Source organism: Flavonifractor sp. An10 (genome assembly GCF_002161215.1).
GTDB lineage: Bacteria > Bacillota > Clostridia > Oscillospirales > Oscillospiraceae > Flavonifractor > Flavonifractor avistercoris.
This window is the reverse complement of the sequence record NZ_NFMB01000006.1, coordinates 173,837-198,369: the sequence shown is the minus strand read 5'-3', so window position 1 is coordinate 198,369 and position 24,533 is coordinate 173,837. Positions and strand designations below refer to the sequence as shown.

Annotated in this window: 23 protein-coding genes and 1 tRNA gene; 8 read left to right on the top strand and 16 right to left on the bottom strand. The window is 63.4% G+C overall.

Annotated features, from left to right (window positions below; genetic code table 11):
* Positions 1 to 395 precede the first annotated feature (395 nt).
* Positions 396 to 1,166, top strand: coding sequence for a TatD family hydrolase (locus B5E42_RS12175; RefSeq protein ID WP_087240021.1), 771 nt, complete (start codon positions 396 to 398; stop codon positions 1,164 to 1,166).
* Positions 1,167 to 1,221: 55 nt separating this feature from the next.
* A complete protein-coding gene (locus tag B5E42_RS12170; protein ID WP_087240019.1) occupies positions 1,222 to 1,839 on the top strand; it encodes a TatD family nuclease-associated radical SAM protein in 618 nt (205 codons plus the stop codon).
* 59 nt (positions 1,840 to 1,898) lie between these two features.
* Here the strand turns inward: B5E42_RS12170 and B5E42_RS19880 are convergent, their stop codons facing one another.
* From B5E42_RS19880 to B5E42_RS12125, 10 genes are all read right to left on the bottom strand, one after another.
* Entirely contained in the window at positions 1,899 to 2,024 is a 126-nt protein-coding gene (locus tag B5E42_RS19880) for a hypothetical protein (RefSeq protein ID WP_255397024.1), read from the bottom strand.
* 66 nt (positions 2,025 to 2,090) lie between these two features.
* On the bottom strand, positions 2,091 to 2,720 hold the full coding sequence (locus tag B5E42_RS12165) for a peptidoglycan recognition family protein (RefSeq protein WP_087240017.1): 630 nt from the start codon (positions 2,718 to 2,720) through the stop codon (positions 2,091 to 2,093).
* A 204-nt stretch (positions 2,721 to 2,924) separates the two neighbouring features.
* On the bottom strand, positions 2,925 to 3,380 hold the full coding sequence (gene tnpA, locus B5E42_RS12160; protein WP_141242463.1) for an IS200/IS605 family transposase: 456 nt from the start codon (positions 3,378 to 3,380) through the stop codon (positions 2,925 to 2,927).
* A gap of 181 nt (positions 3,381 to 3,561) precedes the next feature.
* Positions 3,562 to 4,071, bottom strand: coding sequence for an O-acetyl-ADP-ribose deacetylase (locus B5E42_RS12155; RefSeq protein WP_087240015.1), 510 nt, complete (start codon positions 4,069 to 4,071; stop codon positions 3,562 to 3,564).
* Positions 4,058 to 6,016: an ATP-dependent zinc metalloprotease FtsH gene (ftsH, locus tag B5E42_RS12150; protein WP_242967123.1), complete on the bottom strand. Its 1,959-nt coding sequence runs from the start codon at positions 6,014 to 6,016 to the stop codon at positions 4,058 to 4,060. Before ftsH ends, B5E42_RS12155 begins: the two co-directional genes overlap by 14 nt.
* Positions 6,017 to 6,062: 46 nt before the next feature.
* A complete protein-coding gene (gene hpt / locus B5E42_RS12145; protein WP_087240011.1) occupies positions 6,063 to 6,617 on the bottom strand; it encodes a hypoxanthine phosphoribosyltransferase in 555 nt (184 codons plus the stop codon).
* 4 nt (positions 6,618 to 6,621) lie between these two features.
* Positions 6,622 to 8,004, bottom strand: coding sequence for a tRNA lysidine(34) synthetase TilS (gene tilS / locus B5E42_RS12140; protein ID WP_087240009.1), 1,383 nt, complete (start codon positions 8,002 to 8,004; stop codon positions 6,622 to 6,624).
* 187 nt (positions 8,005 to 8,191) lie between these two features.
* On the bottom strand, positions 8,192 to 9,544 hold the full coding sequence (gene dnaB / locus B5E42_RS12135; RefSeq protein ID WP_087240006.1) for a replicative DNA helicase: 1,353 nt from the start codon (positions 9,542 to 9,544) through the stop codon (positions 8,192 to 8,194).
* Between the two features lie 186 nt (positions 9,545 to 9,730).
* Complete coding sequence (gene rplI, locus B5E42_RS12130; RefSeq protein WP_087240004.1) at positions 9,731 to 10,177, bottom strand: 50S ribosomal protein L9; 447 nt, start codon at positions 10,175 to 10,177, stop codon at positions 9,731 to 9,733.
* Positions 10,178 to 10,318: 141 nt separating this feature from the next.
* Positions 10,319 to 12,313 (bottom strand): DHH family phosphoesterase, encoded by a 1,995-nt coding sequence (locus B5E42_RS12125; protein ID WP_087240002.1) that lies wholly within the window; start codon positions 12,311 to 12,313, stop codon positions 10,319 to 10,321.
* A gap of 217 nt (positions 12,314 to 12,530) precedes the next feature.
* On the opposite strand from B5E42_RS12125, the gene B5E42_RS12120 reads away from it, so the two are divergent.
* Together B5E42_RS12120 and B5E42_RS12115 are read left to right on the top strand one after the other, a co-directional pair.
* Positions 12,531 to 13,595 (top strand): branched-chain amino acid aminotransferase, encoded by a 1,065-nt coding sequence (locus tag B5E42_RS12120; RefSeq protein ID WP_087240000.1) that lies wholly within the window; start codon positions 12,531 to 12,533, stop codon positions 13,593 to 13,595.
* Positions 13,596 to 13,978: 383 nt separating this feature from the next.
* The gene (locus B5E42_RS12115; protein WP_087239999.1) at positions 13,979 to 15,034 is read left to right on the top strand and encodes a helix-turn-helix domain-containing protein; all 1,056 of its coding nucleotides are present in this window, start codon (positions 13,979 to 13,981) and stop codon (positions 15,032 to 15,034) included.
* A gap of 100 nt (positions 15,035 to 15,134) precedes the next feature.
* Here B5E42_RS12115 and B5E42_RS12110 read toward each other — a convergent pair whose 3' ends face one another.
* Complete coding sequence (locus B5E42_RS12110) at positions 15,135 to 15,992, bottom strand: RluA family pseudouridine synthase (protein ID WP_087239996.1); 858 nt, start codon at positions 15,990 to 15,992, stop codon at positions 15,135 to 15,137.
* 29 nt (positions 15,993 to 16,021) lie between these two features.
* Between B5E42_RS12110 and B5E42_RS12105 the strand changes: the two genes are divergently transcribed.
* Together B5E42_RS12105 and B5E42_RS12100 are read left to right on the top strand one after the other, a co-directional pair.
* The gene (locus B5E42_RS12105; RefSeq protein ID WP_087239994.1) at positions 16,022 to 16,750 is read left to right on the top strand and encodes a nitroreductase family protein; all 729 of its coding nucleotides are present in this window, start codon (positions 16,022 to 16,024) and stop codon (positions 16,748 to 16,750) included.
* 117 nt (positions 16,751 to 16,867) lie between these two features.
* Positions 16,868 to 16,944: transfer RNA gene (locus B5E42_RS12100), tRNA-Arg, on the top strand.
* Between the two features lie 104 nt (positions 16,945 to 17,048).
* Here the strand turns inward: B5E42_RS12100 and B5E42_RS12095 are convergent.
* The 5 genes from B5E42_RS12095 to B5E42_RS12075 form a co-directional block, all read right to left on the bottom strand.
* Positions 17,049 to 18,737: a recombinase family protein gene (locus tag B5E42_RS12095; RefSeq protein WP_087239992.1), complete on the bottom strand. Its 1,689-nt coding sequence runs from the start codon at positions 18,735 to 18,737 to the stop codon at positions 17,049 to 17,051.
* 84 nt (positions 18,738 to 18,821) lie between these two features.
* Positions 18,822 to 19,106 carry a hypothetical protein gene (locus B5E42_RS12090; protein ID WP_087239990.1) on the bottom strand — a complete coding sequence of 95 codons (285 nt, stop codon included), beginning with the start codon at positions 19,104 to 19,106 and terminating at the stop codon, positions 18,822 to 18,824.
* A 36-nt stretch (positions 19,107 to 19,142) separates the two neighbouring features.
* The gene (locus tag B5E42_RS12085) at positions 19,143 to 20,510 is read right to left on the bottom strand and encodes a relaxase/mobilization nuclease domain-containing protein (protein WP_087239988.1); all 1,368 of its coding nucleotides are present in this window, start codon (positions 20,508 to 20,510) and stop codon (positions 19,143 to 19,145) included.
* A gap of 1 nt (position 20,511) precedes the next feature.
* Positions 20,512 to 20,829 carry a plasmid mobilization relaxosome protein MobC gene (mobC, locus tag B5E42_RS12080; RefSeq protein ID WP_087239986.1) on the bottom strand — a complete coding sequence of 106 codons (318 nt, stop codon included), beginning with the start codon at positions 20,827 to 20,829 and terminating at the stop codon, positions 20,512 to 20,514.
* 149 nt (positions 20,830 to 20,978) lie between these two features.
* The gene (locus tag B5E42_RS12075) at positions 20,979 to 22,007 is read right to left on the bottom strand and encodes an AAA family ATPase (protein WP_087239984.1); all 1,029 of its coding nucleotides are present in this window, start codon (positions 22,005 to 22,007) and stop codon (positions 20,979 to 20,981) included.
* A 148-nt stretch (positions 22,008 to 22,155) separates the two neighbouring features.
* On the opposite strand from B5E42_RS12075, the gene B5E42_RS19220 reads away from it, so the two are divergent.
* Both B5E42_RS19220 and B5E42_RS12065 read left to right on the top strand, forming a co-directional pair.
* A complete protein-coding gene (locus B5E42_RS19220) occupies positions 22,156 to 23,466 on the top strand; it encodes a DUF6076 domain-containing protein (RefSeq protein WP_087239982.1) in 1,311 nt (436 codons plus the stop codon).
* Positions 23,467 to 23,501: 35 nt separating this feature from the next.
* On the top strand, positions 23,502 to 24,425 hold the full coding sequence (locus tag B5E42_RS12065; RefSeq protein ID WP_087239980.1) for a sigma factor: 924 nt from the start codon (positions 23,502 to 23,504) through the stop codon (positions 24,423 to 24,425).
* Positions 24,426 to 24,533: the final 108 nt, after the last annotated feature.

Genomic DNA, 24,533 nt, shown 5'->3' with positions numbered 1-24,533 from the left:
GCGGCAATAATCAGGCAGCGATGGGCTATCCCTCTGGCAGAGCGTGGAGCTAACGGCCGCCGGCCGGGATCTGTGCTCCCCCAGGGGATTGGACTTCATCCTGGACTGCCCCGCCTCCCAGCCCTGCCCCCTGTGCCGGGCGGACGTGGATCGGGCGGTGCTCAACCTGCTGGACAACGCCGCCCGCTTCACCCCGGCAGGTGGCGGCCCGCCACGGCGGGGAACTGGCCCTCTCCAACACGGGGACGGGGGCCAGGGCGGCGCTCACCCTCTCCCTGGCCGAACCCTAGACAAGGAGGCGGCGCGGAAAACCCGCGCCGCCTCCTTGTATTTTCCCCCGTTTCGCGCTATGATAAGGGGGAGAGTTTGAACCATCCAATTGCGAGGTCTGTGCTATGATTTTCGACACCCACGCCCATTACTACGACGACGCCTTCAACGCCGACCGGGACGCGCTGCTGTCCTCCCTGCCGGAGCGGGGGGTGGCCCTGGTGGTCTGCCCCGGCTGCGATCTGGAGTCCTCCCGGCAGTCCATCGCCCTGGCGGAGCGCTACCCCTTCCTCTATGCCGCCGCCGGCTACCACCCGGAGAACCTGGAGGGGGTGACCCTGGCCCATGTGGACCAGATCAAGGCCCTGTGCGCCCACGAAAAGGTGGTGGCGGTGGGGGAGATCGGCCTGGACTACTACTGGGTCAAGACCCCCGAGGAGCGGGCCTTCTCCCGGGACATGTTCGACGCCCAGCTCTCCCTGGCGGAGGAGCTGGATCTCCCCGCCATCGTCCACGACCGGGACGCCCATAAAGACAGCCTGGACATCGTCCGGGCCCACCCCAGCGCCCGGGGGGTGTTCCACTGCTACTCCGGTAGCATCGAGGACGCCAAGGTGCTGGTGGACAGGGGCTGGATGCTCTCCTTCACCGGCAACATCACCTTCAAGAACGCCCGCCGCGCCCCGGAGATCCTGAAGTGGCTGCCCCTGGACCGGCTCATGCTGGAGACCGACGCCCCCTACATGGCCCCCGAGCCCTGGCGGGGCCAGCGGTGCGACTCCACCATGATCGCCCGCTCCGCCGAGACGGTGGCCCAGCTCAGGGGCCTGACCCGGGACGAGGTGGAGGAGATCACCCTGGCCAACGGAAAGAAGTTCTTCGGCATCGCCCTGTAGGGCGGGGGCTTGCCCCCGCCGTCCACATTTTATCATCAAACGGAGGTAATCTGTCATGGAGACCATTTCCTATGAGTATGAGGGTGCGCTCTACGTGAACCTGACCAACCGGTGCGACTGCGCCTGCGTGTTCTGCCTGCGGCACAACGGCCACAAGGGCTCCATCTACGCCGACGACCTGTGGCTGGAGCACGAGCCCACCCGGCAGGAGGCCCTGGACAACCTGCTCTCCCGGGACTACAGCAAATACCGGGAGCTGGTGTTCTGCGGCTTTGGCGAGCCCATGTACCGCACCGACGACATCCTGTGGCTGGTGGACGAGCTGAAAAAGCGGGTGCCCAACCTGCCGCCGGTGCGCATCAACACCAACGGCCACGCCAACCTGTTCCTGGGCCGGGACGTGACGCCGGAGCTGGCCGGGCGCATTGACACCATCTCCATCTCCCTCAACGGCTCCACGCCGGAGGAGTACTGCGCCGTCACCAAGCCCCGGGACGGGGTGAAGGCGTGGGACGCCATGCTGGACTTCGCACGCAAGTGCCGGGAGTACGTCCCCCACGTGGTGATGACCATCGTGGACAAGGACAAGACCCCGGAGGACGTGGAGCGGTGCCGGAAGCTCTGTGAGGAGCTGGGCGTCACCCTGCGCATCCGGGCGTACATCCCGGACTGAACCACGTATCACAACGGGCGTCCGGCCTCTTGGCCGGACGCCCGTTGTTTTGCTCTCAATTATGCGGCGGAGTCCTGCTCCAGCTCCTCCAGCGCCTCCCGCTCGGAGTCGGCGGAGAACCGGAACCGGCCTGCCTGGTCGTAAACCTCCACATGTCCACGTACGTAACGAATCTCGTAATTCATCGGTCAGCGCTCCTTTCTGTCTCGTTGTGAGTACAGTATAAAAGAAGCGCCGTCCTATAAAACGGACTATTGAGAGAGATCCGCCAGGAACTGCTCCCACTCCTCCGGGTGCTCCACAAAGGACTTGGGGCAGATCTTCCCCGTCACGTCGTAGTGGCGGATCACCTGGCCGGTCTCCAGGCCGTACTCCTCCATGAGCCACCGGGTGAGCCGCACCAGGGAGTCATAGGTGGCCTGGGTAAACGCCCCGCTGTCGTCGGGGTGGCAGCACTCGATGGAGATGGTGTCGTCGTTGCGCTCGTTGGAGCAGTAGGCGATCTCGTCCAGGGGCACGTTCTGGATGATCTCCCCGTCCAGCCCCACCAGGAAGTGGCTGCTGGCGTAGGTCTCCCCGGTCTGGGCCAGGTTTTCGAAGTAGCTGTGGTTCTGCTCCGCCGTGGTGCCCGGATTGCCCACGTAGTGCACCACGATGCCGTTGACTTTTTCCAGAGGGGTGCCCGGCCGGGAGTACTCGTTGAGGGGGAGCAGCTCCACCGTGACCCACTCCGGCGTGTCCGGCACGGGGATGGTTCGGGGCGCGAAGGGGTCGATCCACTTCACCGCCAGCAGCACCAGCACCAGAGCGGCCAGGCAGGGGATGGGGCTGCGCCGGCGGCGGGCCGGCCGCCTCCGCCGCGCTGGCGTCTCCACTGGCATGGCATCATACCCCCCTTTTTCCATCGCTGCTTCAGATTATAGCACATCCCGGCCCCGCCGTTTCTTACGGTTTTCTTACACTGACTGCGTCGAAATGAACACATCCACCAGCGAAGCTGGTGGTTGTCACTGTGCGGGCATAGCCCTTTGTTCCTCGCGGACGCGTGCAACGCGTAATACGGTCTGCCAGCTGCGTGAGGACTGCTACTTGCCGCCCGTAAACGGGCCACTAGATGGAATTCTCAGTTGCTCTCCCATCTCGTCCTCTTTTAGCTGGTTCCTCACATACTCCGCAATTCGGCTCTCATTTTTCCCCACCGTATCCACGTAGTACCCTCTACACCAAAATTCCCGGTTTCGATACTTGTATTTCAACTCGCCGAATTGCTCATACAGCATTGTGCTGCTCTTCCCTTTCAGATACCCCATAAAGTGCGACACCGAGATTTTCGGCGGTATCTCTACAAACAAGTGAATATGGTTGGGGCACGCTTCCGCCTCTATGATTCTTACCCCTTTCCACTCGCACAGCCGCCGCAGTATCTTCCCTATTGCTGCTTTCTTTTCTTTGTAAAATACTTTCCTACGGTACTTCGGCGCAAATACAATATGATATTTGCAATTCCATCGCGTATGAGATAAACTATTGATGTCATTCAGTCCCATCTGAATGCCCTCCCTTTGCTATTCTTTGTGCAGTTGGCAGACCGCACTTTCATTATAGCAAAGGGAGTTTTTCTATCTTCTTTATCGCCATAGGCTTTTTTCTACCACTCGCCTAGCGAGTGGTTTTGGGATACAAAAAGGGCGGCGCGTGCCTGGGCACGCGCCGCCTGGTTTTCTAGGATTCCTGCAAAGCCCGGTCGAAGGCCGCCTTCACCTCGGGCAGGAGGCAGACGAAGGTGACGGTCTCGGGCAGGCCGCTGTGGGAGAGGAACTCCCGCACGGCGCCCACCGCGATGGCGGCCGCCCGCTCCAGCGGGAAGCGGTACACCCCGGTGGAGATGGCGGAGAAGGCCACGGTCTTGCAGCCGTGCTCCGCTGCCACCTCCAGGCTGCTGCGGTAGCAGGAGGCCAGCAGGCCGTCCTCCCCCTGCCCGCCGCCCCGCCAGATGGGGCCGGGGGTGTGGATCACGTATTTTGCGGGGAGTTTATAACCCTTTGTAATCTTGGCCTGGCCGGTGGCGCAGCCGTGGAGGGTGCGGCACTCGGCCAGCAGCTCCGGCCCGGCGGCCCGGTGGATGGCCCCGTCCACGCCGCCGCCCCCCAGCAGGGTGCAGTTGGCGGCGTTGACGATGGCGTCCGCCTTCACCTGGGTGATGTCGCCCAGCAACGTGTCAATCCTCCCCATGTTCCGCCTCTTTCTCCGCGATCTCCCGGCTCTCCTCCCGGGCGTCGGCCTCCACGGCCTTGTAGGCGGCGGGGGGCTGGAGGTGCTCCGGATCCGTAAAGACCTGGGCAAAGGTCTTGGCGTCCATGTTCTCGTATTGCAGCAGGTACTCCGCCACGATGTCCAGCTCGCGGCGCCGCCGGGTGAGGATCTCCCCGCACCTGGCGTAGGCCCCGTCGATGAGGGCCTTGACCTCCTCGTCGATGAGGGCGGCCACCTCCTCGGAGTAGTTCTTGGTCTGGGCCATGGAGCGGCCGATGAACACCTCGTCGTGGCCGGAGTCGAACACCACGTTGCCCAGCTTGTCGCTCATGCCGTACCGGGTGACCATGTTGCGGGCGATGGAGCTGGCCCTCTGCAGGTCGTTGCCCGCGCCGGTGGAGATGTCCCCCAGGGCCAGCTGCTCGGCGGCCCGGCCGCCCAGGCAGACGGCGATGTGCTCGGTGAGCTGCTGCCTGGACTGGAAGGTCACGTCCTCCTGGGGCAGGGAGATGGTCATGCCGCCGGCCATGCCCCGGGGGATGATGGTGATCTCGTGGACAGGATCCTGGGTGGGCAGGTCGTGGATCACGATGGCGTGGCCCGCCTCGTGGTAGGCGGTGAGCTTCCGCTCCCGCTGGATGACCACCCGGCTCTTCTTCTCCGGCCCGGCGATGACCTTGATCACCGCCTCGTTGAGCTCGGCCATGCCGATGAAGCGGTGGCGCTTGCGGGCGGAGAGGAGGGCGGCCTCATTCATCAGGTTCTCCAGATCCGCGCCGGTGAAGCCGCCGGTGCCCTTGGCCAGCTCCGCCAGGGACACGTCGTCCCCCAGGGGCTTGTTGCGGGCGTGAACCTTGAGGATGGCCTCCCGGCCCTTGATGTCCGGGTAGCCCACATAGATCTGCCGGTCAAACCGGCCGGGGCGCAGCAGGGCGGGATCCAGGATGTCCTGCCGGTTGGTGGCCGCCATGACCACCACCCCCTCGTTGGAGCCGAAGCCGTCCATCTCCACCAGCAGCTGGTTGAGGGTCTGCTCCCGCTCGTCGTGGCCGCCGCCCAGGCCGGCGCCCCGCTGCCGGCCCACGGCGTCGATCTCGTCGATGAACACGATGGCCGGGGAGTTGCGCTTGGCCTGGTCGAACAGATCCCGGACGCGGGAGGCGCCCACGCCCACGTACAGCTCCACAAAGTCGGAGCCGGAGATGGACAGGAAGTGCACCCCGGCCTCGCCGGCCACGGCCTTGGCCAGCAGGGTCTTGCCGGTGCCCGGCGGGCCCACCAGCAGCACGCCCTTGGGGATGCGGGCCCCCAGCTCCAGGTAGCGCTTGGGATCCTTCAGGAACTCCACAATCTCCTGGAGCTCCTCCTTCTCCTCCTCGGCGCCGGCCACGTCGGCGAAGGTGACCTTCTTCTGCTCGTCGGAGATGGTGCGGGTGCGGGCCCGGCCGAACCGGGCGGAGCGATCCACGCCGCCGCCTCCGCCGCCCCCGCCGCCGGCGCCGGCCTGCCGGAGGAACATGAAGTACCACAGCAGGAAGAACACCACAATGATGGCGATCCACGGCAGGAAGGACACCCAGAAGGGGGGAACCCACCCCTGGCGGTAGTCATAGTCCAGGAGGATCCCGCTGCGGAACTGCTGGACGATCAGGTCGTTGAAGTCCTCCAGGAACTGGTCCCGGCTCCCCACGTCATAGGTGACGGTGTACTGGCCGTCCTGGGGCTCCTTCAGGGTGAGGGTCACCCGGTTGTCCTCCAGCACCACGTTGGACACCTGCTGCTGCTCCAGCAGGCGGCGTATCTGGCCGTAGGTGACCGGGTCACGGGCGTCGCTCCCTCCACGGAGCGCAAAGATGGTCAGGAGCAGGATCACGGCGATGAGCAGGTAAAAGCCCACATCGCGGAGGCTTCCTCTGAATTTCAAGCTGGGCACACGTCCTTTCCGGGCAGATTCCGCCGTTCGGCGAAGCTCATTCGCCCCCGTACACCGAGGGCTTCAGCACCCCTATGTAGGGCAGGTTGCGGTATTTCTCGTCGTAGTCCAGGCCGTAGCCCACCACGAAGTAGTCGGGGATGGTGAACCCGGAGTAGTGCAGCTCCACCGGCTTGGTGCGGCGGGAGGGCTTATCCAGCAGGGTGCACAGCCGCACCGAGGCGGGCCGCCGGGCCTGGAGCAGCTGGAGCAGATAGCTCAGGGTGTTGCCGCTGTCCAGGATGTCCTCCACCACGATCAGATCCCTGCCCTCGATGTGCTCGCTGAGATCCTTGACGATTTTCACCTGGCCGGAGCTGGAGGTGCCCGAGCCGTAAGAGGACACGGCCATAAAGTCCACCGTGCAGGGCAGATGGATCTGGCGCACCAGATCCGCCATGAACACGAAGGAGCCCCGCAGCACGCTGACCAGCAGGGGCTCCTTCCCCGCGTAGTCCCGGTCGATCTCGGCGGCGATCTCCGCCACTCTCCGGCGCAGCTCCTCCTCGGAGAAGAGCACCCGCTCCACGTCTCTGTCCAGTAAATGTTCCATGTTGTCAGCCTCTCCCTTTATCATCTTTTTTCCAGAACAGAATTTCATAGGCGCTCTGACCCGGCTGTGCGGTGCGCCCCTGGTCGGGGCCGAAGCCCGCCACGGCGGCCACGCCGCGGCCGTCGGCCAGCACCGGGATGCGCTCCCGCTCCCGCCGGGGCACCTTTTCGTCGATAAACAGCTTTTTCAGGCTCTTGGTTCCCCCCCGCCGGGGCAGGGAGATCTCGTCTCCCGTCTGCCGGGGCCGGAGCACCAGCGGCGGCGCCAGGGCCTCCCGGGCCAGGTAGAGGGCCCCGGGCTGCCGGTCGCTCCCGTCGGGGCAGCGCACCGGGCGGCAGCGCACCCGCCAGGGCGTGCCCGCCACCTCGTCTCCCGTCCAGCGCCAGGGGGTGGGCAGGAAGGGGGCAGGGGGCGACTGGGTGGTGAGCAGCAGCTCCTTGTACACCCGCTGGGCCAGACGCCCGCCGGGCAGGTGCACCACCGCGGAGGGGTCGTCCCCCCGGGCCAGACCCACCACCGCCTTCAGATGGGCGGCGGAGCAGTTGACAGCCCCCCCGTCCCCCATCATCTCCAGCAGGCGGCGCACCGCCCGGGGGGCGATGGCCGCGGGCAGCTGGGCGATGTACCGGGCCTCGATGACCAGGTCGTCCTCCGCCCATCGGGCGTTCCGGCAGGCCGCCGCGGCCTGGGCATTGAGAAAGTCGTCGTCGGCCCGGAGGTAGCCCATGGTCTCCGCCGCGCTCTCGGTGAGGCGGGGATTGAGCTGCCGCAGCACCGGCACCACCTGCCGCCGGATGCGGTTGCGGGCGTAGGCCTCGTCGGTGTTGGTGGAGTCCTCCACGTGGGGGACATGGTGCTCCTCCAGGTAGGCCATGATGTCGGCGCGGGCGGTGGTGAGCAGGGGGCGCACAATGTCCCCCCGGCGGGGCGGGATGCCCGCCAGTCCGTGGAGCCCCGCCCCCCGCACCAGGTGGAGCAGCAGGGTCTCCAGATTGTCGTCGGCGCTGTGGGCGGTGGCGATGCGGTCGCACCCCGTGGTGTCCGCCACGGTGCGCAGGAACTCATAGCGCATCTGCCGGGCGGTCTCCTCCACCCCCAGGCCCCGCAGCTCGGCCTCCCGGCCCACGTCGCCCGCCCCCACGATGCAGGGGATGCCCCGCAGGGCGCACCACTCGGCCACAAAGGCGGCGTCCCGGTCGGATTCCGCCCCCCGCAGGCTGTGGTTGTAGTGGGCGGCACTCACCCGGAAGCCCCCCTCCTTTGCCAGGGAGGAGAGCAGGTGGAGCAGGCACATGGAGTCCGCCCCGCCGGACACGGCGCACAGCACCGCGCCCCCCCGGGGCAGCATGTCGTATTCCGCTGTCAGGGCGCGGATCCGCTCCAGCACCGCGCTCACCTCCCTCCAGAAATGGAGAATGGATAATTGAGAATTGATAATGATGGATATAATCGGCAGCCGATTCGATGTGACCCAGCCATGCACGGCACAAACAGGGAGAACTCCCATCAATTTTGTGCGCCATGGCCTCGTCCCAATATCATTATCAATTATCCATTGTCAATTATCAATTCTCTTAGTATTCCTCGTGCCTCCGGTCAATACTGGAGAATGTCGTATATTCGGGCAGCCATTGCAGCTCCACGGTGCGGGTCTCGCCGTGGCGGTTCTTGGCGATGATGCACTCGGCCAGATTGTGGTTCTCGCTGTCGTCGTTGTAGTAGTCGTCCCGGTAGAGGAACATGACGATGTCGGCGTCCTGTTCGATGGCGCCGGACTCGCGGAGATCGGAGAGCATGGGCCGCTTGTCGGAGCGGCTCTCCGGGCCGCGGGAGAGCTGAGACAGGCACACCACCGGCACGTTGAGCTCCTTGGCCATGATCTTCAGAGCTCGGGAGATGTCGGAGACGATCTGCTGGCGGTTGTCGCCGCTGCGCTGGGGCCCGCCGGCGGAGGTCATGAGCTGGAGGTAGTCTATGACCACCAGGCCCAGGTTATCCACCCGGCGGCACTTGGCGTTCATGTCCGCCACGGAGAGGGACGGGTTGTCGTCGATTAAGATCTGGGTCTGGTTCAGGGCGGCGGAGGCGGCGGCGATCTTAGTCCAGTCGTCCTCCCCCAGCTTGCCGGTGACCAGCTTCTTGTTGTCCACAAAGGACTCGCTGGAGATGAGGCGCATGCACAGCTGCTCCCGGCTCATCTCCAAAGAGAAGAACACCACCGTCTTGCCGGAGAACTTGCCCGCGTGGAGCAGCAGGTTCAGGGCGAAGGAGGTCTTGCCCATGCCCGGCCGGGCGGCCAGGAGGATCAGATCGGACTTGTTCAGGCCGGAGATGGCCATGTCCACGTCGGGCAGGCCGGTGGACAGGCCGGGCACCGCCGCGTCGCTGGCGGCCAGCTCGTTGAGCCGCTCGTACACCCCCAGAATCACGCTGGAGATGTGGGTCAGGCCCTGGGCGGCCCGTCCCTGCCGGATGGCGTAGATGCGCTGCTCCGCGGCCTCCAGCACCTCCTGGCCCGTGCCGGTGCCCTCCTGCACCAGGGCGGTCAGCTCCCCCGCCGTCTCGGCGATGCGCCGCAGCAGGGCCTTGTCCTTCACGATGGCCACGTACTCCTTCACGTTGGCCGCCGTGGGGGTGATCTCCATGAGCTGGAGAATATAATTGCGGGAGGTGTTCTCGTCGTACACCCCGTTCTGACGCATGTGCTCCAGCACCGTCACCGGGTCGATGGTGAGGGAGAAGTTGAACATGGAGTAGATGGTCTCGTAGATCTCCCGGTTGGTGCGCAGGTAGAAGTCCTCGGGCTTGAGGGCCTCGATCACCTCGGGCACGCACCGGGCGTCGATGAGCATGGAGCCCAGCACGCTCTGCTCCGCCTCCGTGCTGTGGGGCATCTGGCGGCTGAGCAGCTCCTCTTCACCTGGCATGTTCTCACCTCCTGGGACTGGAAACAGCGGGCGGATGATATCCGCCCCTACAGACGGGGCCGCGCTGGCGGCCGCGATTTATCGCGGCCCTACATATATGCTGTTTGGTTTCATACACGTAGGGCCGCCATATATGGCGGCCGCGGCCACGCATACCCGTAGGGGCCGCCGCCCTCGGCGGCCCGCTCAGGCCTCGGCCACGACCACCTTCAGGGTGCCGGTGACCTCATAGCCCAGCTTCACCTTCAGCTCATAGCCGCCGAAGGTCTTGATGGGCTCGTCCTGGACGATCTTGGTCTTGGGGATGGTGATGCCGTGCTGGGCCTGGAGGGCGTCGGCGATCTCCTTGCTGGTCACCGCGCCGAACAGCCGGCCGCCGTTGCCCCCCTTGGCCGCCACCTTGACGGTGAGCTCCTTGAGCCTGGCGGCGGTGGCCTCGGCCTCCGCCTTCTCGGCGGCCTCCTGGGCCTTCTTAGCCTTCTCCTGCATCTTCATGGTGTTGATGTTCTCCGCCGTGGCGGGCACCGCCAGCTTGCGGGGCAGGAGGAAATTGCGGGCGTACCCGTCGCTGGCCTCGATGAGCTGGCCCTTCTTGCCCTGGCCCTTCACGTCCTGCTGCAGAATCACTTTCATGGTATCCCGTTCCTTTCTGAATCCAATGGATAATTGACAATTGAGAATTGAAAATTAGGGCGGTCACCGCGGCATGCGGTTCGTGACGCAGTCTGGTTTCGCGCGGACAATGATCCATTGTCAATTTTCAATTATCAATTCTTATTCGTCCTCCAAATACGCTTCGATGGCCTGGAGGAGCAGCTGGTGCACCTCGTCCACCGACTTGTTCGGCACCTGGGCGCCGGCGGTGGCGGCGTTGCCGCCGCCCCCCAGCTTCTCCAGCACCACCTGCACGTTCACGTCCCCCATGCTGCGGGCGGAGAGGATCACCCGTCCCTCCTGGTCGGGGAACAGGACAAAGGAGGTGTCCACGCCGGAGATGTTGAGCAGCTCGTCGGCGGCCTGGGCGGCGGTGACCCGGCCCACGGTGTGATCCACCTTGGCCACGGCGATGCCGGCCTTGACCATTTTCGCGTTCTGGATGATGTCGTACTTGGCGATCATGCCCTCCAGATCGTTCTGGAACAGCTTCTTTACGTCGCCGGTGTCCGCGCCGGAGCGGCGGAGGAAGGCGGCGGCCTCAAAGGTGCGGCTGCCGGTGCGCATGGTGAACTGCTTGGTGTCCAGCACCATGCCGGCCAGCAGGGCCTCCGCCTCGGTCTTGAGCAGGTCGGCGGGCTCCAGCAGGTACTGCAGCAGCTCGGTGACCAGCTCACTGGCGGAGGAGGCATAGGGCTCATGGAAGTTGAGGGCCGCGTCGGCGATATAGGAGGAGGCCCGGCGGTGGTGGTCGATCACCGCCACCTTGTGCACCGCCTCCAGCAGATCCTGGCTCACCACCTGCTCCGGCCGGTTGGTGTCCACCACCACCAGCAGGCAGTTGGCGTCGGCCTGGATCATGGCCTCCTGGGCGCTGATGAACACGTCCTTGTACTCGGGCAGGGCCCCCAGCCGGTCGGACATCTCGCTGGCCGGGTTCTGGCCGGACTCCCGGACGATGTGCACCGGGGCCCCCTTCTTGCGGGCCATGGCGCACACGCCGGCGGCGGCGCCGATGCAGTCCAGATCGGGGTACTTGTGGCCCATGACGAACACCCTGGAGGCGTCGGCCATCAGCTCGCCCAGGGCGTTGGCCATGACCCGGCTCTTCACCTTGGTGCGCTTCTCCAGCTCCTTGGTGCGCCCGCCGAAGAACTCGAAGTTGAAGCGGTTCTTCACCACCACCTGGTCGCCGCCCCGGCTCAGGGCCATCTCCACCGAGAGGGCCGCGTACTGGAACAGCTCCCCCAGGCTCTCCGCGTCCTTGCCGATGCCGATGGACAGAGTGGCCTGGATGCCGGAGGGGCTGGCCACCTCCCGCACGGTCTCCAGGATGGAGAACTTCCCCTCCTGGAACTGGGCCAGAAACCGCTCCTCAAACACAAAGAGATAGCGATCCCGCTCATACCGGCAGAACAGGCCCTGGGCGGGGGCCACCCACTGGCTCAGCCGGTCGTCAATGCCGCTGCGCATGGCGGACTTGGCCGAGTCGTTGGCCCCCTTCATCAGCTCCTCGTAGTTGTCCACCGTGAGGATGGCCACCACGGGGCGGGTGGCGTAGAAGTCGTCCCGCACCTGGGCGAAGTCGGTGACGTCCACCCAGTAGGTGGTGGCCAGGTAGCCCCGGGCCCCCTGCTCCTCGGTGCGCACCAGGTGGCCGAACACCAGGAAGCGCCGCTCCCCGATGCGCACCTCGGTGGGGCACTCGGTCTTGCCCTCCATCAGCCAGCGGGAGGAGAAGTCGGGCACCGCGGCGGTGAGCTTGGTGTCGAACAGGTGCTCCTTCTCGCCGGTGAGCTGGAGGAAGCGGTCGTTTGACCAGATCACCTCGTCGTTCTCCGGCCGGAAGATCACCATGGGCAGGGGGGCGTTGACCATGGTGTCCTTGGTGGCCGTGTCCATGTTGCAGGTCACCGAGTCGATATACTTGAGGATTTCCTTCTGCCGCTGGGCGTTGGTGCGGCGGAGATACAGATAGAGCACCAGCACCACCGCCGCCTCGATCACCGCGATGGGGACGCTGAACAGGGCGGAGGCCGCCGCGAACAGCAGCAGAAACACGAAATAGAGCCGCATGCCGGGCTCCAGCAGATGGGTCAGCTTATTTTTCCGCATGAGACACCTCCCAGGCCGTTTCTCATTACGCACAGAGCACACATTATAAGAGATTTTATTATATCAGACAACGCCGCCAAAAACAAGTACCTGCCCCGGCGGCGGCCCCGGGATCCAACAACTTTTCTCCTATTGTATCACGCTTTACATTCTTTTCCCGCGGAAAAGCGCATACTTTAGGGTATCAAATTGGTACCACACTGAGGAGGCCATTCTCATGAAGGAATATCCTGTGCAGCGCGCCGCGGTGCTCAAGCCCAAGCCCGACCCCAGCACGCTGGTGTTCGGCAAGACCTTTACCGACCACATGTTCGTCATGGACTATACCGCCGGCCAGGGCTGGCACGACGGGCGCATCGTCCCCTACGGCCCCATCGCCCTGGATCCCTCCGCCATGGTGTTCCACTACGCCCAGGAGGTCTTTGAGGGCCTGAAGGCCTACCGCAACCCCGAGGGCGGGGTGCAGCTCTTCCGTCCCATCGAGAACGCCCGGCGCATCAACTCCTCCTGTGACCGCATGTGCATCCCCCAGATCCCGGAGGAGGACTTCGTGGCCGCGGTGGAGCAGCTGGTGCGGCTGGAGGCCGACTGGGTGCCCAGCGCCCCGGGCACCTCCCTGTATATCCGCCCCTTCATCATCGCCACCACCCCTTCCCTGGGGGTTCACGCCGCCCACGACTATATCTTCGCCATCATCACCTGCCCGGTGGGCGCCTACTACGCCGAGGGCATCAACCCGGTGAAGATCTACGTGGAGAGCGAGGACGTCCGCGCCGTCCGGGGCGGCACCGGCTACACCAAGTGCGGCGGCAACTACGCCGCCTCCATCCGCGCCGGCGAGCGGGCCGAGGAGAACGGCTACGCCCAGGTGCTGTGGCTGGACGGCGTCCACCGCAAGTATATCGAGGAAGTGGGCTCCATGAACGTCATGTTCCAGATTGGGGACACGGTGGTCACCCCGGAGCTCACCGGCTCCGTCCTGCCCGGCATCACCCGCAAGTCCTGCATTGAGCTGCTGAAGAGCTGGGGCCTGAAGGTGGAGGAGCGGCAGCTCCCCGCCCAGGAGCTCTTCGACGCCGGCGAGAGCGGCGCGCTGAAGGAGGCCTGGGGCACCGGCACCGCCGCCGTCATCTCCCCCATCGGCGAGATGGGCTGGGAGGACAAGCACGTGGTGGTCAACGGGGGCAAGATCGGCCCCCTGGCCCAGAAGCTGTACGACACCCTCACCGGCATCCAGTGGGGCACCCGGCCCGACCCCTTCGGCTGGGTGGTCAAGCTGTAACCCTCATCCGCATTCCACACCTCCCCATATAGAAAACAACCGCCCGGGGCCGCTTCGTTTGAAGCGGCTCCGGGCGGTTGATGCTGTTGATACCCCGACCGAAGGATTCGGAGGGAAGGATAGTGTGAAAGGGAACCGTCAGGGTTCCCTTTCGCGTTGGATCAAATAACTTTTGAAACTTGGAAAAAGTTTCAAAAAGTTCAGCAGCCTGTCGAAAAAGGTTTTTCGACAGGCTGCAACCGCCCGGGGCCGCCTCAGATGAGGCGGCCCCGGGCGGCGTTTAACCGGCGGTTTCAATTTCCCGCCCAAAAGCTGAATACGGCGCTCTTGTCCCCGCGCCGACCCTCTGGTAGGATAGAGGCAGAAAAGGAGGCGTGGTATTCATGAAGCTGAGCGCCAACATCCGCCGCATGCGGAAGGAAAAGGGCCTGACCCAGGAGCAGGTGGCCCAGGCCCTGGGGGTGACCGCCCCGGCGGTCAACAAGTGGGAGCGGGGGGCCAGCTGCCCCGACCTGGCCCTGCTGGCCCCCCTGGCCCGGCTGCTGGGGACGGATCTCAACAGCCTGCTCTCCTTCCGGGAGGAGCTGACGGGGGATGAGATTGCCCGCATGACAGGGGAGCTGTACGAAATTGCCCAGGCGGAGGGCATCGACAGCGCCTTCCGCTGGGCGGAGGCGCGGCGGCAGGAGTGGCCGGGGTGCGACAGCCTGGCTGTCAGCCTGTCCATGACCCTCAACGGGCTTCTCTTCACCCTGGCGGTGGAGGAGCCGGAGCCGTACAGGCGGCGGCTGGGGGAGCTCAACGAGGCCCTGGCGGACAGCGAGGACCGGGACGTGCGGGATCAGGCCCTCCACCTGCTCATCGGCCGGCACATGGAGCGGGAGGAGTACGGCCGGGCGGAGGAGCTGCTGGGGCAGCTCTCCGACCGCTGGCCCTACCGGGACTCCCTGAAGGCCGGGCTGCTCCGCCGGACGGGCCGCACGGAGGAGGCGGCGGAGCTGTGGGAGCGGCACCTGCTCAACGCCGCCACCGAGTGCTATGAGGCCCTGGTGAGCCTCCAGGAGCTGGCTCTCCGGGCCGGGGAGCTGGAGGCCGGCCGCCGCCTGACCGCCTTGATCACCGAGACGGCGGAGCGGTACGCCATGCCCCCGGGCACCGCCCCGGCGGGGCGGCTCCAGCAGGCGGTGGCGGAGCGGGATCGGGACGGTGCCCTCTCCGCCCTGCGGGCGCTGGTGGAGGGGCTGAACCAGCCCTGGGACGACGGCGGGCTCTATCCCCACCTGAACGGCGGGGACGCAACCCCCGTGGGGGCGGTTCTCCTGCCCGGCATGGTCAAGTCCATCCGGGAGGACGAGGAGCTCTCCTTCCTCCGGGACGATCCGGAGCTGGAGGCCATCCTGGCCCCCTTCGCCCCGCCGGACGGGACGCACCGGCCCTGACGCAGGCGCGCCGCCCCTGGAAACAGGGGCGGCGCGCTGCTGTCTGCCTCCGGGAGGTGCTGGACGGCGGCTGTACCGCTGTGGTACAATGTGGGCGGATTTACCGCCCCGGCCGGGTCAGGCTCCGGAAGCCCCTGGGCGGCTCCGCCCGGAAGACCCGCTCCTCCCCGGTGAAGGGGTCGGTGAGGCGCAGCTCGTGGGCGTGGAGGCACAGCCGGCCCAGGGGGTCGGCGGCCGCGCCGTAGGTTTTGTCCCCCGCCACGGGGCAGCCCAGCTCGCTGAGGTGGGCCCGGATCTGGTTCTTCCGGCCGGTGTCGATGTCCACCTCCAGCAGGGTATAGCGGGAGCCGCTCTGAACCGTGCGGTAGTGAGTCACCGCCTCCTTGCCGCCGGAGCGGACGGAGTAGACCTTGTGGGCGGCGTTCTCCCGCAGGAGAGTGCGCACCGTGTCCGCCTCCCTGGGCGGGCGGCCCTCCACCACCGCCAGATAGCCCCGGCGGCGCACCAGGGCGTCCCACTGATCCTGAAAGGCCCGCTTGGTTTCCTCGTCCCTGGCGAAGAGGAGCACGCCGGAGGTGTCCCGATCCAGCCGGTGGACGATGAACACCCGGCCCCTGGGGTCGCTCTGCCGCACGTAGTCGGTGGCCATGCGGTAGGCGGTGCGCAGCTTTTCCCGGTCGCTGGCCATGCTCAGCAGCCCGGCGGACTTGTCCACCACCAGGATCCGGCCGTCCTCATAGAGCACTGGGAAGGGGGCGGCGGGCCGGGGCGCGGCCAGCACCGCCACCCGCTGCCCCGGCGTCAGGGGATGGTCGTGGCGGGTAACCGTTTTCCCGTCCACCGCCACCTGGCCCCGGGTGAGCAGGGACTTGACGTGGTTGCGGCTCCCCCTGACCCGCTCCAGCAGGAAGGGCAGCAGGGGGCCGCCCGCCTCCACCGTATATTCCATTTCCTTCATCCTTATCACATCCTGGGAGGAATTTTATCATGAATGAGGTTCTCGCGCAGCTCCACGCCCGCAAGTCCGTCCGGGCCTTTGCCGACACCCCCGTGCCGCTGGAGGTGAAGCGGGCCGTGCTGGAGGCGGCCTGTGCCGCCCCCACCGCCGGCAACCAGCAGCTCTACACCATCCTGGACATCACCGACCAGGCCCTCAAGGACACCCTGGCCGACACCTGCGACCACCAGCCCTTCATCGGCCGGGCGCCCATGGTGCTGATTTTCTGCGCCGACTGCCAGAAGTGGTACGACGCCTTCGCCGCCGGGGGCTGCGCGCCCCGGAAGCCGGAGGCGGGGGATCTGTGGCTGGCCCTGTCCGACGCCAACATCGCCGCCCAGAACGCCGTCACCGCCGCCTGGAGCCTGGGGCTGGGCTCCTGCTACATTGGGGACATCCTGGAGCACGCGGAGACGCACCGGGAGTTGCTGAACCTGCCGGAGTACGTGGTGCCCGCCGCCATGGCGGTGTTCGGCTACCCCACGGCCCAGCAGCTGGAGCGGGCCAAGCCCGCCCGCCGCGCCCTGGAGCACATCGTCCACGAAAATGCCTACCGGCGCATGGATGCCGGCGAACTGGAGGCCATGCTGGCCGGCAGCGCCGGGGCGCGGCCCTACGCCGACTGGCTGGACGCCTTCTGCAGGCGCAAGTACAACTCGGACTTCTCCCGGGAGATGAGCCGCTCCATGGCGGTGTACCTGGAGCCCTTCCGGCCCTGACCGTCCTATTGTACGCCCCGGCCGCCCCCTTGGCAAGGCCGCACCGCGGGGAATGTGGAAATTTTCTCTTTACAAACCGGGAAAAGACTGCTATAATAATCAGGCACGTTGAGAAATGCGCCCGTAGCGCAATTGGATAGAGCGTCAGATTCCGGTTCTGAAGGCTGGGGGTTCGAGTCCCTTCGGGCGTACCAAAAAGAAAGACACGGCTTCTGATGATTCCCACAGGTACATTTTCTGAACCTGGCAGATCATTGGGCACAGAGGCGGACGGTGGAAGCCGTCCGCCTCTGTGTTTTCATGCCAACAACCGCATAATTTCTTCTTTTTCTGTGATTTGTTTTGTCATGTGTGGAGCGGAGTCGCCCTCCCGCATGGGCGTATCCAGCGCGCCAATGTCCCGGTACACAATCCGGACGCTCTGGCCAGCGGAGCGGGAGTGTTTCTTCGACCGCTCCCCGATCTCAATGCTCTGGATGAACAGCCGCAGCAGCTGGGGCGTCAGTTCATCGATGGCGGTGTACTGCTTGGCCTTCTCGATGAAGGCATCCACATTGGCGACCGAGGTTTTCAGCCGCTCCAACTGCTCCTCCTTCGCGGGGATGGCCGACTCCAGCTCTTTCTGCTCTGCATTGTAGTCGGTGGAGAGCATCCGGAACTGCTCGTTGGTCACCCGCCCCAGCACATTGTCCTCGTAGAGCCGCTTGAACAGGGCGCTCAATTCCCCATCTCTGCGGCGCATAGCGTCCAACTCCTTCTGCACACGGTTGATCTCCCGCCGCAGCTCCAGGGTGTTTTTCTGGTTGATGTACTCCGCAAACTGGCGCTCTTTCATCCGTGCGAAGTGGGTCACCCTGTGCAGATCGTCCAGCACGATCTGTTTCAGGTCGGCCTCCCGGATCTGATGGGGGCTGCAGGCGTCCTTCCCTCGCTTGCCATAAGTGGAGCACCGGAAGTAGTACTGATCCTCCCGCATCTTTTCCGTCCGGCAGAGCACCAAGTACTGTCCGCAGTCGGCGCAGTAGACCAGGCCGGAGAACAGGTTTGGCTCCTCCATGTGCTTGGGTGGGCGGCGTTTGTGCGCCCGTACATCCCGCACGATATCCCACAGCTCTTGAGATATCAGCGGCGCGTGGGTGTTCTTCACCAGGATCTGCTCGCTCTCCGGCCTGCGGATCTGCTTTTTGTTTTTGTAGGAGAGCGTTGTTCGCCGCAGGGAGAGCGTGTGGCCGAGGTAGACGATGTTCTCCAGGATATTGGCTACCGTCTTGCCGCACCAGCTATGTGGGCGGGTCGTGTCCAAGTGGTTGCAGGCCCTCCCTGTGGCCTGGTAGTACTGGTTAGTTGGGTTCAGGATCTGCTCCATGGTCAGGATTCTGGCGATCTGGTTAGGGCCTTTCCCTGCGGCGCACAGTTCAAAGATACGGCATACCACGGAGGCGGTCGCCTCATCCGGTATGATCTCTTTGGACTGTGCGTCTTTTTTCTTATAGCCGTAGGGCGGTTTGGCTCCCAGCCGTTCTCCATTCTCCGCCTGCACCTTCTTAACATCGCGCACCTTCTTACTGGTGTCCTTGGCGTGGAGCTCGTTGGCCCAGTTGCGGATGGGGTTGAAGTCGTTGCTGCTCTCCACCAGGGAATCCACTCCGTCGTTGACTGCGATGAACCGGACGCCCTTCTCTGGAAAATAGAGTTCCGTCAGCTGTCCCACCTGCAGGTACTCCCGTCCCAGCCGGCTGAGATCCTTGACGATCAGGGTCTCCACCTCACCGTCCTCGATCATCTCCACGATTTTCTTCCACGCGGGCCGGTCGAAGTTGGTCCCGGAGTATCCGTCGTCAGACAGGAACAGGGTGTTCTCAAATCCATTGTCTGCCGCGTACTTCTCCAGAAACAGCTTTTGGTTGTGGATGGAGTTGGACTCCCCCTGCCGCTCGTCCTCCTGACTGAGCCGGCCATAGAGGATATTATATTTTTGGCTTGCCATATTTTGTAACCTCCTTTTCCTGGGGCAAGCCGGTATGGGGCAGCAACAGTATACCTCACCGGCTCCCCTAAGTCTACTGAAACATCAGGCGCTGTGGCCCTTTTCGGAAAACTCCGCGTCGATGAGGGAGAGCAGCTTGTCCGTGGGCGTCGCTATGGCTTGGTTGGGAAATACGGAGGTCACATGAAACACTTTCCCCCGGATGAGCATCTCCCGCTGGCTCTCCAGGTAATCCTCCCGCTGCTGGTAATTGGTGTCACGGAATGTGGTCAGAATTTCACCACCGCGCTGCTCCTGCAGTACGGCCATCTCCGGGTGGTAGCCGCCCAGAACGCCGGTGTCCCGATACTCCTCGTAATCTTTTTTCATATTCGCCTTTCTTCCCATATCAGGGAACGGTTGGCCTCAGCTCATAGTCTGCTGCCAAGTCGGTTCTTCCTCATGATCGTCCTCCTTATGGCCAAGGGCGATCTTTTTCTCTTTCTCCCTGCGGAGGGCTTTCCTGTCGCCGTGCTGGTGCGTGGTAGTGGCGTCCTTCACGGGATCAGCGTCCGCACCGCGCTCCAGAGCGCGGCCAAGCCGGACCAGATCGTCCGCAGGACCACCATGCCCACCAGCGTGCCCAGCAAAATCAGGGCCAGCCAGATCAGGACGGACAGTGCCGTCTCCAAACTGGGCGGAGAAACAGAAAACTCTTTCTTCTTCCCAGCCTGTTTCAGCTCCGCCCTCATTTGGGCCACATCCCGCGCCAGCGCCTCCAGCTGGGCCTGGGTGGGAAGCTGCCCCGCCTGTCGGCTCAACGCCCGAAACAGGGCCTCCTGTGCCGCAACGCTGGCCTCCAGGCGCTCCAGCCGGCCGCTGTTGGTGCTCTCCAGCCGGTACAGGGCCGTGAGCGCCGCCAGCAGATCGTTCCAGTCCTGCCTCGTGGGAGTGTTCGGCGGCGTAGGCGGCGTCTGCATAGCTTGGGGTCGATTCCGCTGTTTCAATTCCTCCAGAGATAATCTCTGCTCGGATTCGGAACTCATATTCCATGACCTCCTTGGTGTACTTTCTGTCGTGGAGTCGGTCGTCACGGCACTTCGTACCCTCCGGCGTGGTGTAAGTGATGTTCTTCCGACTATCTGTCCACCGCACCTGGTAGCCCTCGCTCTCCATCAGGGAGATAAAATCTTCCTTGGTAGCGGCATAGCGCATACACTGGTCGATGGTGTTCATCAGCCGGAACTTCCAGCTCTCGCCCTTGGCGGCGGAGCGGTATTCCCGGCTGCTCATGCGTTTCTGCTTGACCTGTCTCTGAGGCGGCGGTAGGATCTCCAGGCCGTGGGTGGCACAGATCTCATCGCTGGCCAGCCGGTGGGCCTGGAGGCCGGCGGCGCTCTGATGGAGTTTCCTGCCGTCCTGGAAGCTGACGCTGTTGACGATCAGGTGGCTGTGCAGATGGTCGGTGTCGATATGAGTGGCCACCAGCACCTCGAAGTTAGGGAACTCCCGCTGGGCCAGCTCCAGAGCAATGGCGTGGGCCTCCTGGGGTGTCAGGTCGTCTATCTCCGCAAAGGACTGGACAAAGTGATAGCACTGCCGCCCGTCCGTTTTTCGGAATCGATCCTTGGTGAGCCGCATCTCGGAGAGAGCGGACTGGGCGGTGCAGTTCCAGCCTGTCGCTAACCGTTGCCCTTTCCACAGCGTCTTTTCGTCCTGCTGGGTGTATCGCAGCACTCCGCCCAGCGCGCCCCGGCCTCCGCCCCGGTTCTTGACGACGGTAAAAGTAGCCATCTCACGTCACCTCCCGCAGGAGCTGCCGGAGCTGTTCGCTGATTTGGGCGTAGCCCTCCGCCAGCCTGTCTCCGTACACGATGGTGATCTTGCCCATGTTGGCCAGGGTGGTGAGCTGGTTGAGGTTTCGACCCTGGGCTTTCAGTTCGGACAGCACCTTGTCCAGACCGTCCACCCGGACAATCCTCTTACCCAGCCCACAGAGACACAGGTAGTCGGTGACGGTCAGGTTCAGCTCCCGCGCCTTGGCCCGGATGCGCTCTTTGACCTGCGGCGTCACGCGCAGGGTGATAATCTCCGTTTTCTTTTCTCTCTGCATTAAGACTCCTTCCTCGATAGCTCCCCGTGAAAACTGGGGTTCGGGGCAGCGTCCCGGAACTGTGGCCGGCGTATAGCCGGACGCGATGCTTGCCCTCCCGAAAGGGAGGAATCCGCATCCCCGGCCCCAGTCGCATTTTCTTCCACAACTCAATTGGCAGGGTCGATGGTGACGGTGTTTTCCACAGTGGGATCATCGACACCATCGGCCCTTTTCAGGCAGATGAGCCGCTCTCCGTTGCTCTTTCGGAAGGTTACCACGATGCCGCTCCGCCTTAGAGCGTCAACACTTTTGCGGAGCTTGTGAGAGAAGCTATTGGGCGTCAGGCCCTCCGTACCGTCAGGGTCGATCTTTTCCAGCAGGGCCTTGGCAGGGGCGCAGATCTCTGGCCGCTCCCGCAGCAAGGCAGAGAGAAGAAAAAGTATCTGCCCACAGGACTGCTCCGCCTCCCCGCAGTCGTCCGAAAGCAGGTTCCACACATGGCTCTCACCGTCGAACTCCAGGGACAACTCCCGATAGGAGATGTCCCTTCCCGTGCAGTAGAGGGTGGCCGTGTTCTCTCTGCGCTTGCTCCTGCGGAGCACGAAGTTGGAGTCCGTGGCGCCGCTCAGGCCTGTGGTGCCGGAGATCATATTCATGGGATCTTCGTCACTCAGTTTTCGTAGGTGGTGAATCAGCAGGACAGCGATGCGGTGCCGGTCCGCCAGGGCTTTCAGTACGCCGATGTCCCGGTAGTCGCTGGCGTAGGGATTGGCTTCATTGCTCGCTGTCCGGACACGCTGGAGGGTGTCGATGACCACCAACCCGGTAGCCGGGTGCTCCCGGAGGAACCGCTCCATCTGCTGCACCAAACCGCTGTGGAGCTGCTCCGACATGACGGCAAAGTGCAGCGTGGATGGCGCGTCCTCGGTCAAATCAAAGAGGCGGCTCTGGATGCGCTGAAAGCTGTCCTCCAGGCAGAGGTACAGAACTTCGCATGGTTTTGTGGCAAAATTCCAGAGAGGTTCCCCCTGTGCCACCCGGAGGCAAAGCCACAGGGCCAGCCAAGACTTGCCGATCTTCGGCGCACCCGCCAGCAGGTGGAGGCCCTGGGGCAGCAGTTCCTCCACGATGAATGAGAGCGGTTCGTAGGGAATGCCCAGCAGGGTATCCGCATCAATGGTGTCTAACTTCTTCATAAAAATCTCCCTTCCAAAAAGAGTAAGGGTGGGGACCGCCGGCGCTCGATCCTCACCCTTCTACTTGTATTGTGGAGATTTTTTTGATACACTCAGAGAAACAGCAGACAAATTAAAACTGCTTGCGGACACAAAAGAGGTGACCTCTGTGTTTACATCCCTCGCTTTCTACATCGGGGAAAAAGTTTTGGGTCTGAACGACCGGGAGTATCCCCTGGGGGAACTGACTGCGGAGGTTCTGAATATCTCCCCGGAGGAGTACCACGAACTGCGGCGGATGTTGGACAGGGCGATAGACAGCATGAGGCGCTATGAGAAGGATCGCCGGATGCAGGACTGGTTTGACGCTAACGAGGAGATGATCCGGCTCCACGAATCCCTGCTCCAGCACAGAATTTTTCGTCTGATCCAGTCTGGCGCGGAAGTTCTTTATGAGGCGCGGACGCTCACGGAGCAGTATTCCCTGTTCCCGGAGGAGGATTTCGTACTGGGGGAACGGGATTGGAATATATTGGGCGCGATCGGGGACTACGAGGATTATCTGGAGCACCCAGAGGACTATGGCGAGGAAGATATCCTGACTTTGCAGTGGGACGAGGAACGCTACACCACGTCTGAGCCACAACCTCCAATCCCACCGGCTCCTCCGGAAAAGACCAGGGCGCTGCTGATCATGCCCGGCCCCCTGAGAGATAAGTGGAGATATTATAAGCGTTACTGCGAGAATTATAGAAAACTTTTGGTGGATATCATGTCGGTCTGTCAGACGCTTCGGGCGTTTGTTCGGATGGGCCTCACTCCGCTGGAGAAACTGACGCCGGACAACTATGTGGCGTCGCTGCATGAATTCCTGTTCCACGAGCGCGCCCACAAGTGGGTCGCCAATCCTGTGGACGGGTCCGGTTTCTTTACCTACGCGGATGACGTGCGAATCCATCTGCGTCCCCAGGAAACGGCTCCCGGCTCCGGCATCTTTAAAGTCTGCGAGTACTACGAGGCAGACCGGCTCCAGACCATGTTGAAACTGGATTTCTACAAGGGGCTGGAGGCCGGCCATCTGATCCGCCGTTGCGAGAACTGCGGGCGGTATTTCCTGCTACAAAAGGGCTACCACACCAAATATTGCGACCTGCCCAACCCTACCAATCCCAAGTACACCTGCGCCCAGCTTGGCTACCGACTCCGGAAGGTCAAGGAGGAGGCGGAGGACAGCCCCCTGTCCCAGGCCCTCTACCGCTGTTTCCAGCGAATCGACAAGGACAAGTCACGTGGCAACATTACGGCAGAGGAACGGGATCTGCTGCATGAGAAGGCCAAGGAGCTCTACCACACGGCCTGGACAAAACCGGGGACAAGCTACGAGGCGTTCAACACCTCTCTGTCCAAAGAGAACCTGTATCCGCTGTGCGGCGTCCAGAGAAAGAGCAGGCCCAGAGGGAGACCAAAACGAAACACCTGAGTTTCACCACAGGAAGAAAGAGGGGGCGGTGGTCTGTGACGAATGAGGAGCTGTATTGGCGAGTTCAGGCTGGTGATGCCAGTTCCTTTGATCAACTCTACGGACAGTTGGAGAACTTTATCCGGGCCATCGCCCTGGACGCGGCCAAAAAATTTGGGTGTAAAGATGCTGCAGCGGTGACATTGCTGGAGGATCTGTGCGCGGAGGGGAGTCTGGAGCTATGGGAGCGGATACGGACCGGCGGCTATGACGAGGAGGCCGGGAAAGTGACCACCTGGCTCTACCCCTTCCTGCGTGGACGGATGTACCGCTATCTGGAGACCAATCTGGGCGTCATGGCCCTGAGCAAGGACGAGATGGCGCGGGTGCGTCTGGCCCAGCGGCTTTACCATACGGAGGTCAAAACTGTGGAGGAGATCGCCGCGCAGACGGGCATCTCCGAAACAGAAACCGCACGGTTAATCGGATACAACACCCATTTTCTCTCTGTATTTGACCTGCAGAAGGAGGACGAGGAGGGTGATCCTCTGGAGCGGCTCCTGTCCCACCGGCAGGGAGCCTCTGCGGAGCAGATCGTCTACCGGAAGGTGTGCCTGGAACTGCTGGAACCGCTGTTCCGCTCCCTGAGCGCCAAGGACCGCTCTATCCTGGGCCACACCTTCGGCGTCTACGGCTATGAGAAGCTGTCCGCCGACGAAATGGGCCTGCGGGAGATGCTCTCCCCGGACGGCGTGACAAAAGCGAGAAAGACGGCTCTGGAGCACCTGCGCAGGCAGTATCCAGGAAGCGAGCTGCAATGCTGGCGGGAGGCGTTCCGGCTGGTGAACAAGGCCAGGCGAGGAGTAAGGGACGAAAACTATTGTCTACCTTGTCAAGTATGGTGGATAATTGCAAATGGCGGTATAAAAAACAGGGGGGGCGTGAAAAGAGACGATTATTGTCCACCTGCGGTGCTATAATCATATTATTGGGGAATCTTAAAATACAAAGCTCTATGAAATATGGCCATTTTACAGAAGGAAAATTGACATAAACTTGCGGGCGGATTATTATTAAATTGTTGAGTT

Bases quoted from the DNA above. Each gene is read 5' to 3' on its own strand.
- B5E42_RS12175 (WP_087240021.1), top strand. From the start codon at position 396: ATGATTTTCGACACCCACGCCCATTACTACGACGACGCCTTCAACGCC.
- B5E42_RS12170 (WP_087240019.1), top strand. From the start codon at position 1,222: ATGGAGACCATTTCCTATGAGTATGAGGGTGCGCTCTACGTGAACCTG.
- B5E42_RS19880 (WP_255397024.1), bottom strand. From the start codon at position 2,024: ATGAATTACGAGATTCGTTACGTACGTGGACATGTGGAGGTTTACGAC.
- B5E42_RS12165 (WP_087240017.1), bottom strand. From the start codon at position 2,720: ATGCCAGTGGAGACGCCAGCGCGGCGGAGGCGGCCGGCCCGCCGCCGG.
- B5E42_RS12155 (WP_087240015.1), bottom strand. From the start codon at position 4,071: ATGGGGAGGATTGACACGTTGCTGGGCGACATCACCCAGGTGAAGGCG.
- hpt (WP_087240011.1), bottom strand. From the start codon at position 6,617: ATGGAACATTTACTGGACAGAGACGTGGAGCGGGTGCTCTTCTCCGAG.
- dnaB (WP_087240006.1), bottom strand. From the start codon at position 9,544: ATGCCAGGTGAAGAGGAGCTGCTCAGCCGCCAGATGCCCCACAGCACG.
- rplI (WP_087240004.1), bottom strand. From the start codon at position 10,177: ATGAAAGTGATTCTGCAGCAGGACGTGAAGGGCCAGGGCAAGAAGGGC.
- B5E42_RS12125 (WP_087240002.1), bottom strand. From the start codon at position 12,313: ATGCGGAAAAATAAGCTGACCCATCTGCTGGAGCCCGGCATGCGGCTC.
- B5E42_RS12120 (WP_087240000.1), top strand. From the start codon at position 12,531: ATGAAGGAATATCCTGTGCAGCGCGCCGCGGTGCTCAAGCCCAAGCCC.
- B5E42_RS12115 (WP_087239999.1), top strand. From the start codon at position 13,979: ATGAAGCTGAGCGCCAACATCCGCCGCATGCGGAAGGAAAAGGGCCTG.
- B5E42_RS12110 (WP_087239996.1), bottom strand. From the start codon at position 15,992: ATGAAGGAAATGGAATATACGGTGGAGGCGGGCGGCCCCCTGCTGCCC.
- B5E42_RS12105 (WP_087239994.1), top strand. From the start codon at position 16,022: ATGAATGAGGTTCTCGCGCAGCTCCACGCCCGCAAGTCCGTCCGGGCC.
- B5E42_RS12095 (WP_087239992.1), bottom strand. From the start codon at position 18,737: ATGGCAAGCCAAAAATATAATATCCTCTATGGCCGGCTCAGTCAGGAG.
- B5E42_RS12090 (WP_087239990.1), bottom strand. From the start codon at position 19,106: ATGAAAAAAGATTACGAGGAGTATCGGGACACCGGCGTTCTGGGCGGC.
- B5E42_RS12085 (WP_087239988.1), bottom strand. From the start codon at position 20,510: ATGGCTACTTTTACCGTCGTCAAGAACCGGGGCGGAGGCCGGGGCGCG.
- mobC (WP_087239986.1), bottom strand. From the start codon at position 20,829: ATGCAGAGAGAAAAGAAAACGGAGATTATCACCCTGCGCGTGACGCCG.
- B5E42_RS12075 (WP_087239984.1), bottom strand. From the start codon at position 22,007: ATGAAGAAGTTAGACACCATTGATGCGGATACCCTGCTGGGCATTCCC.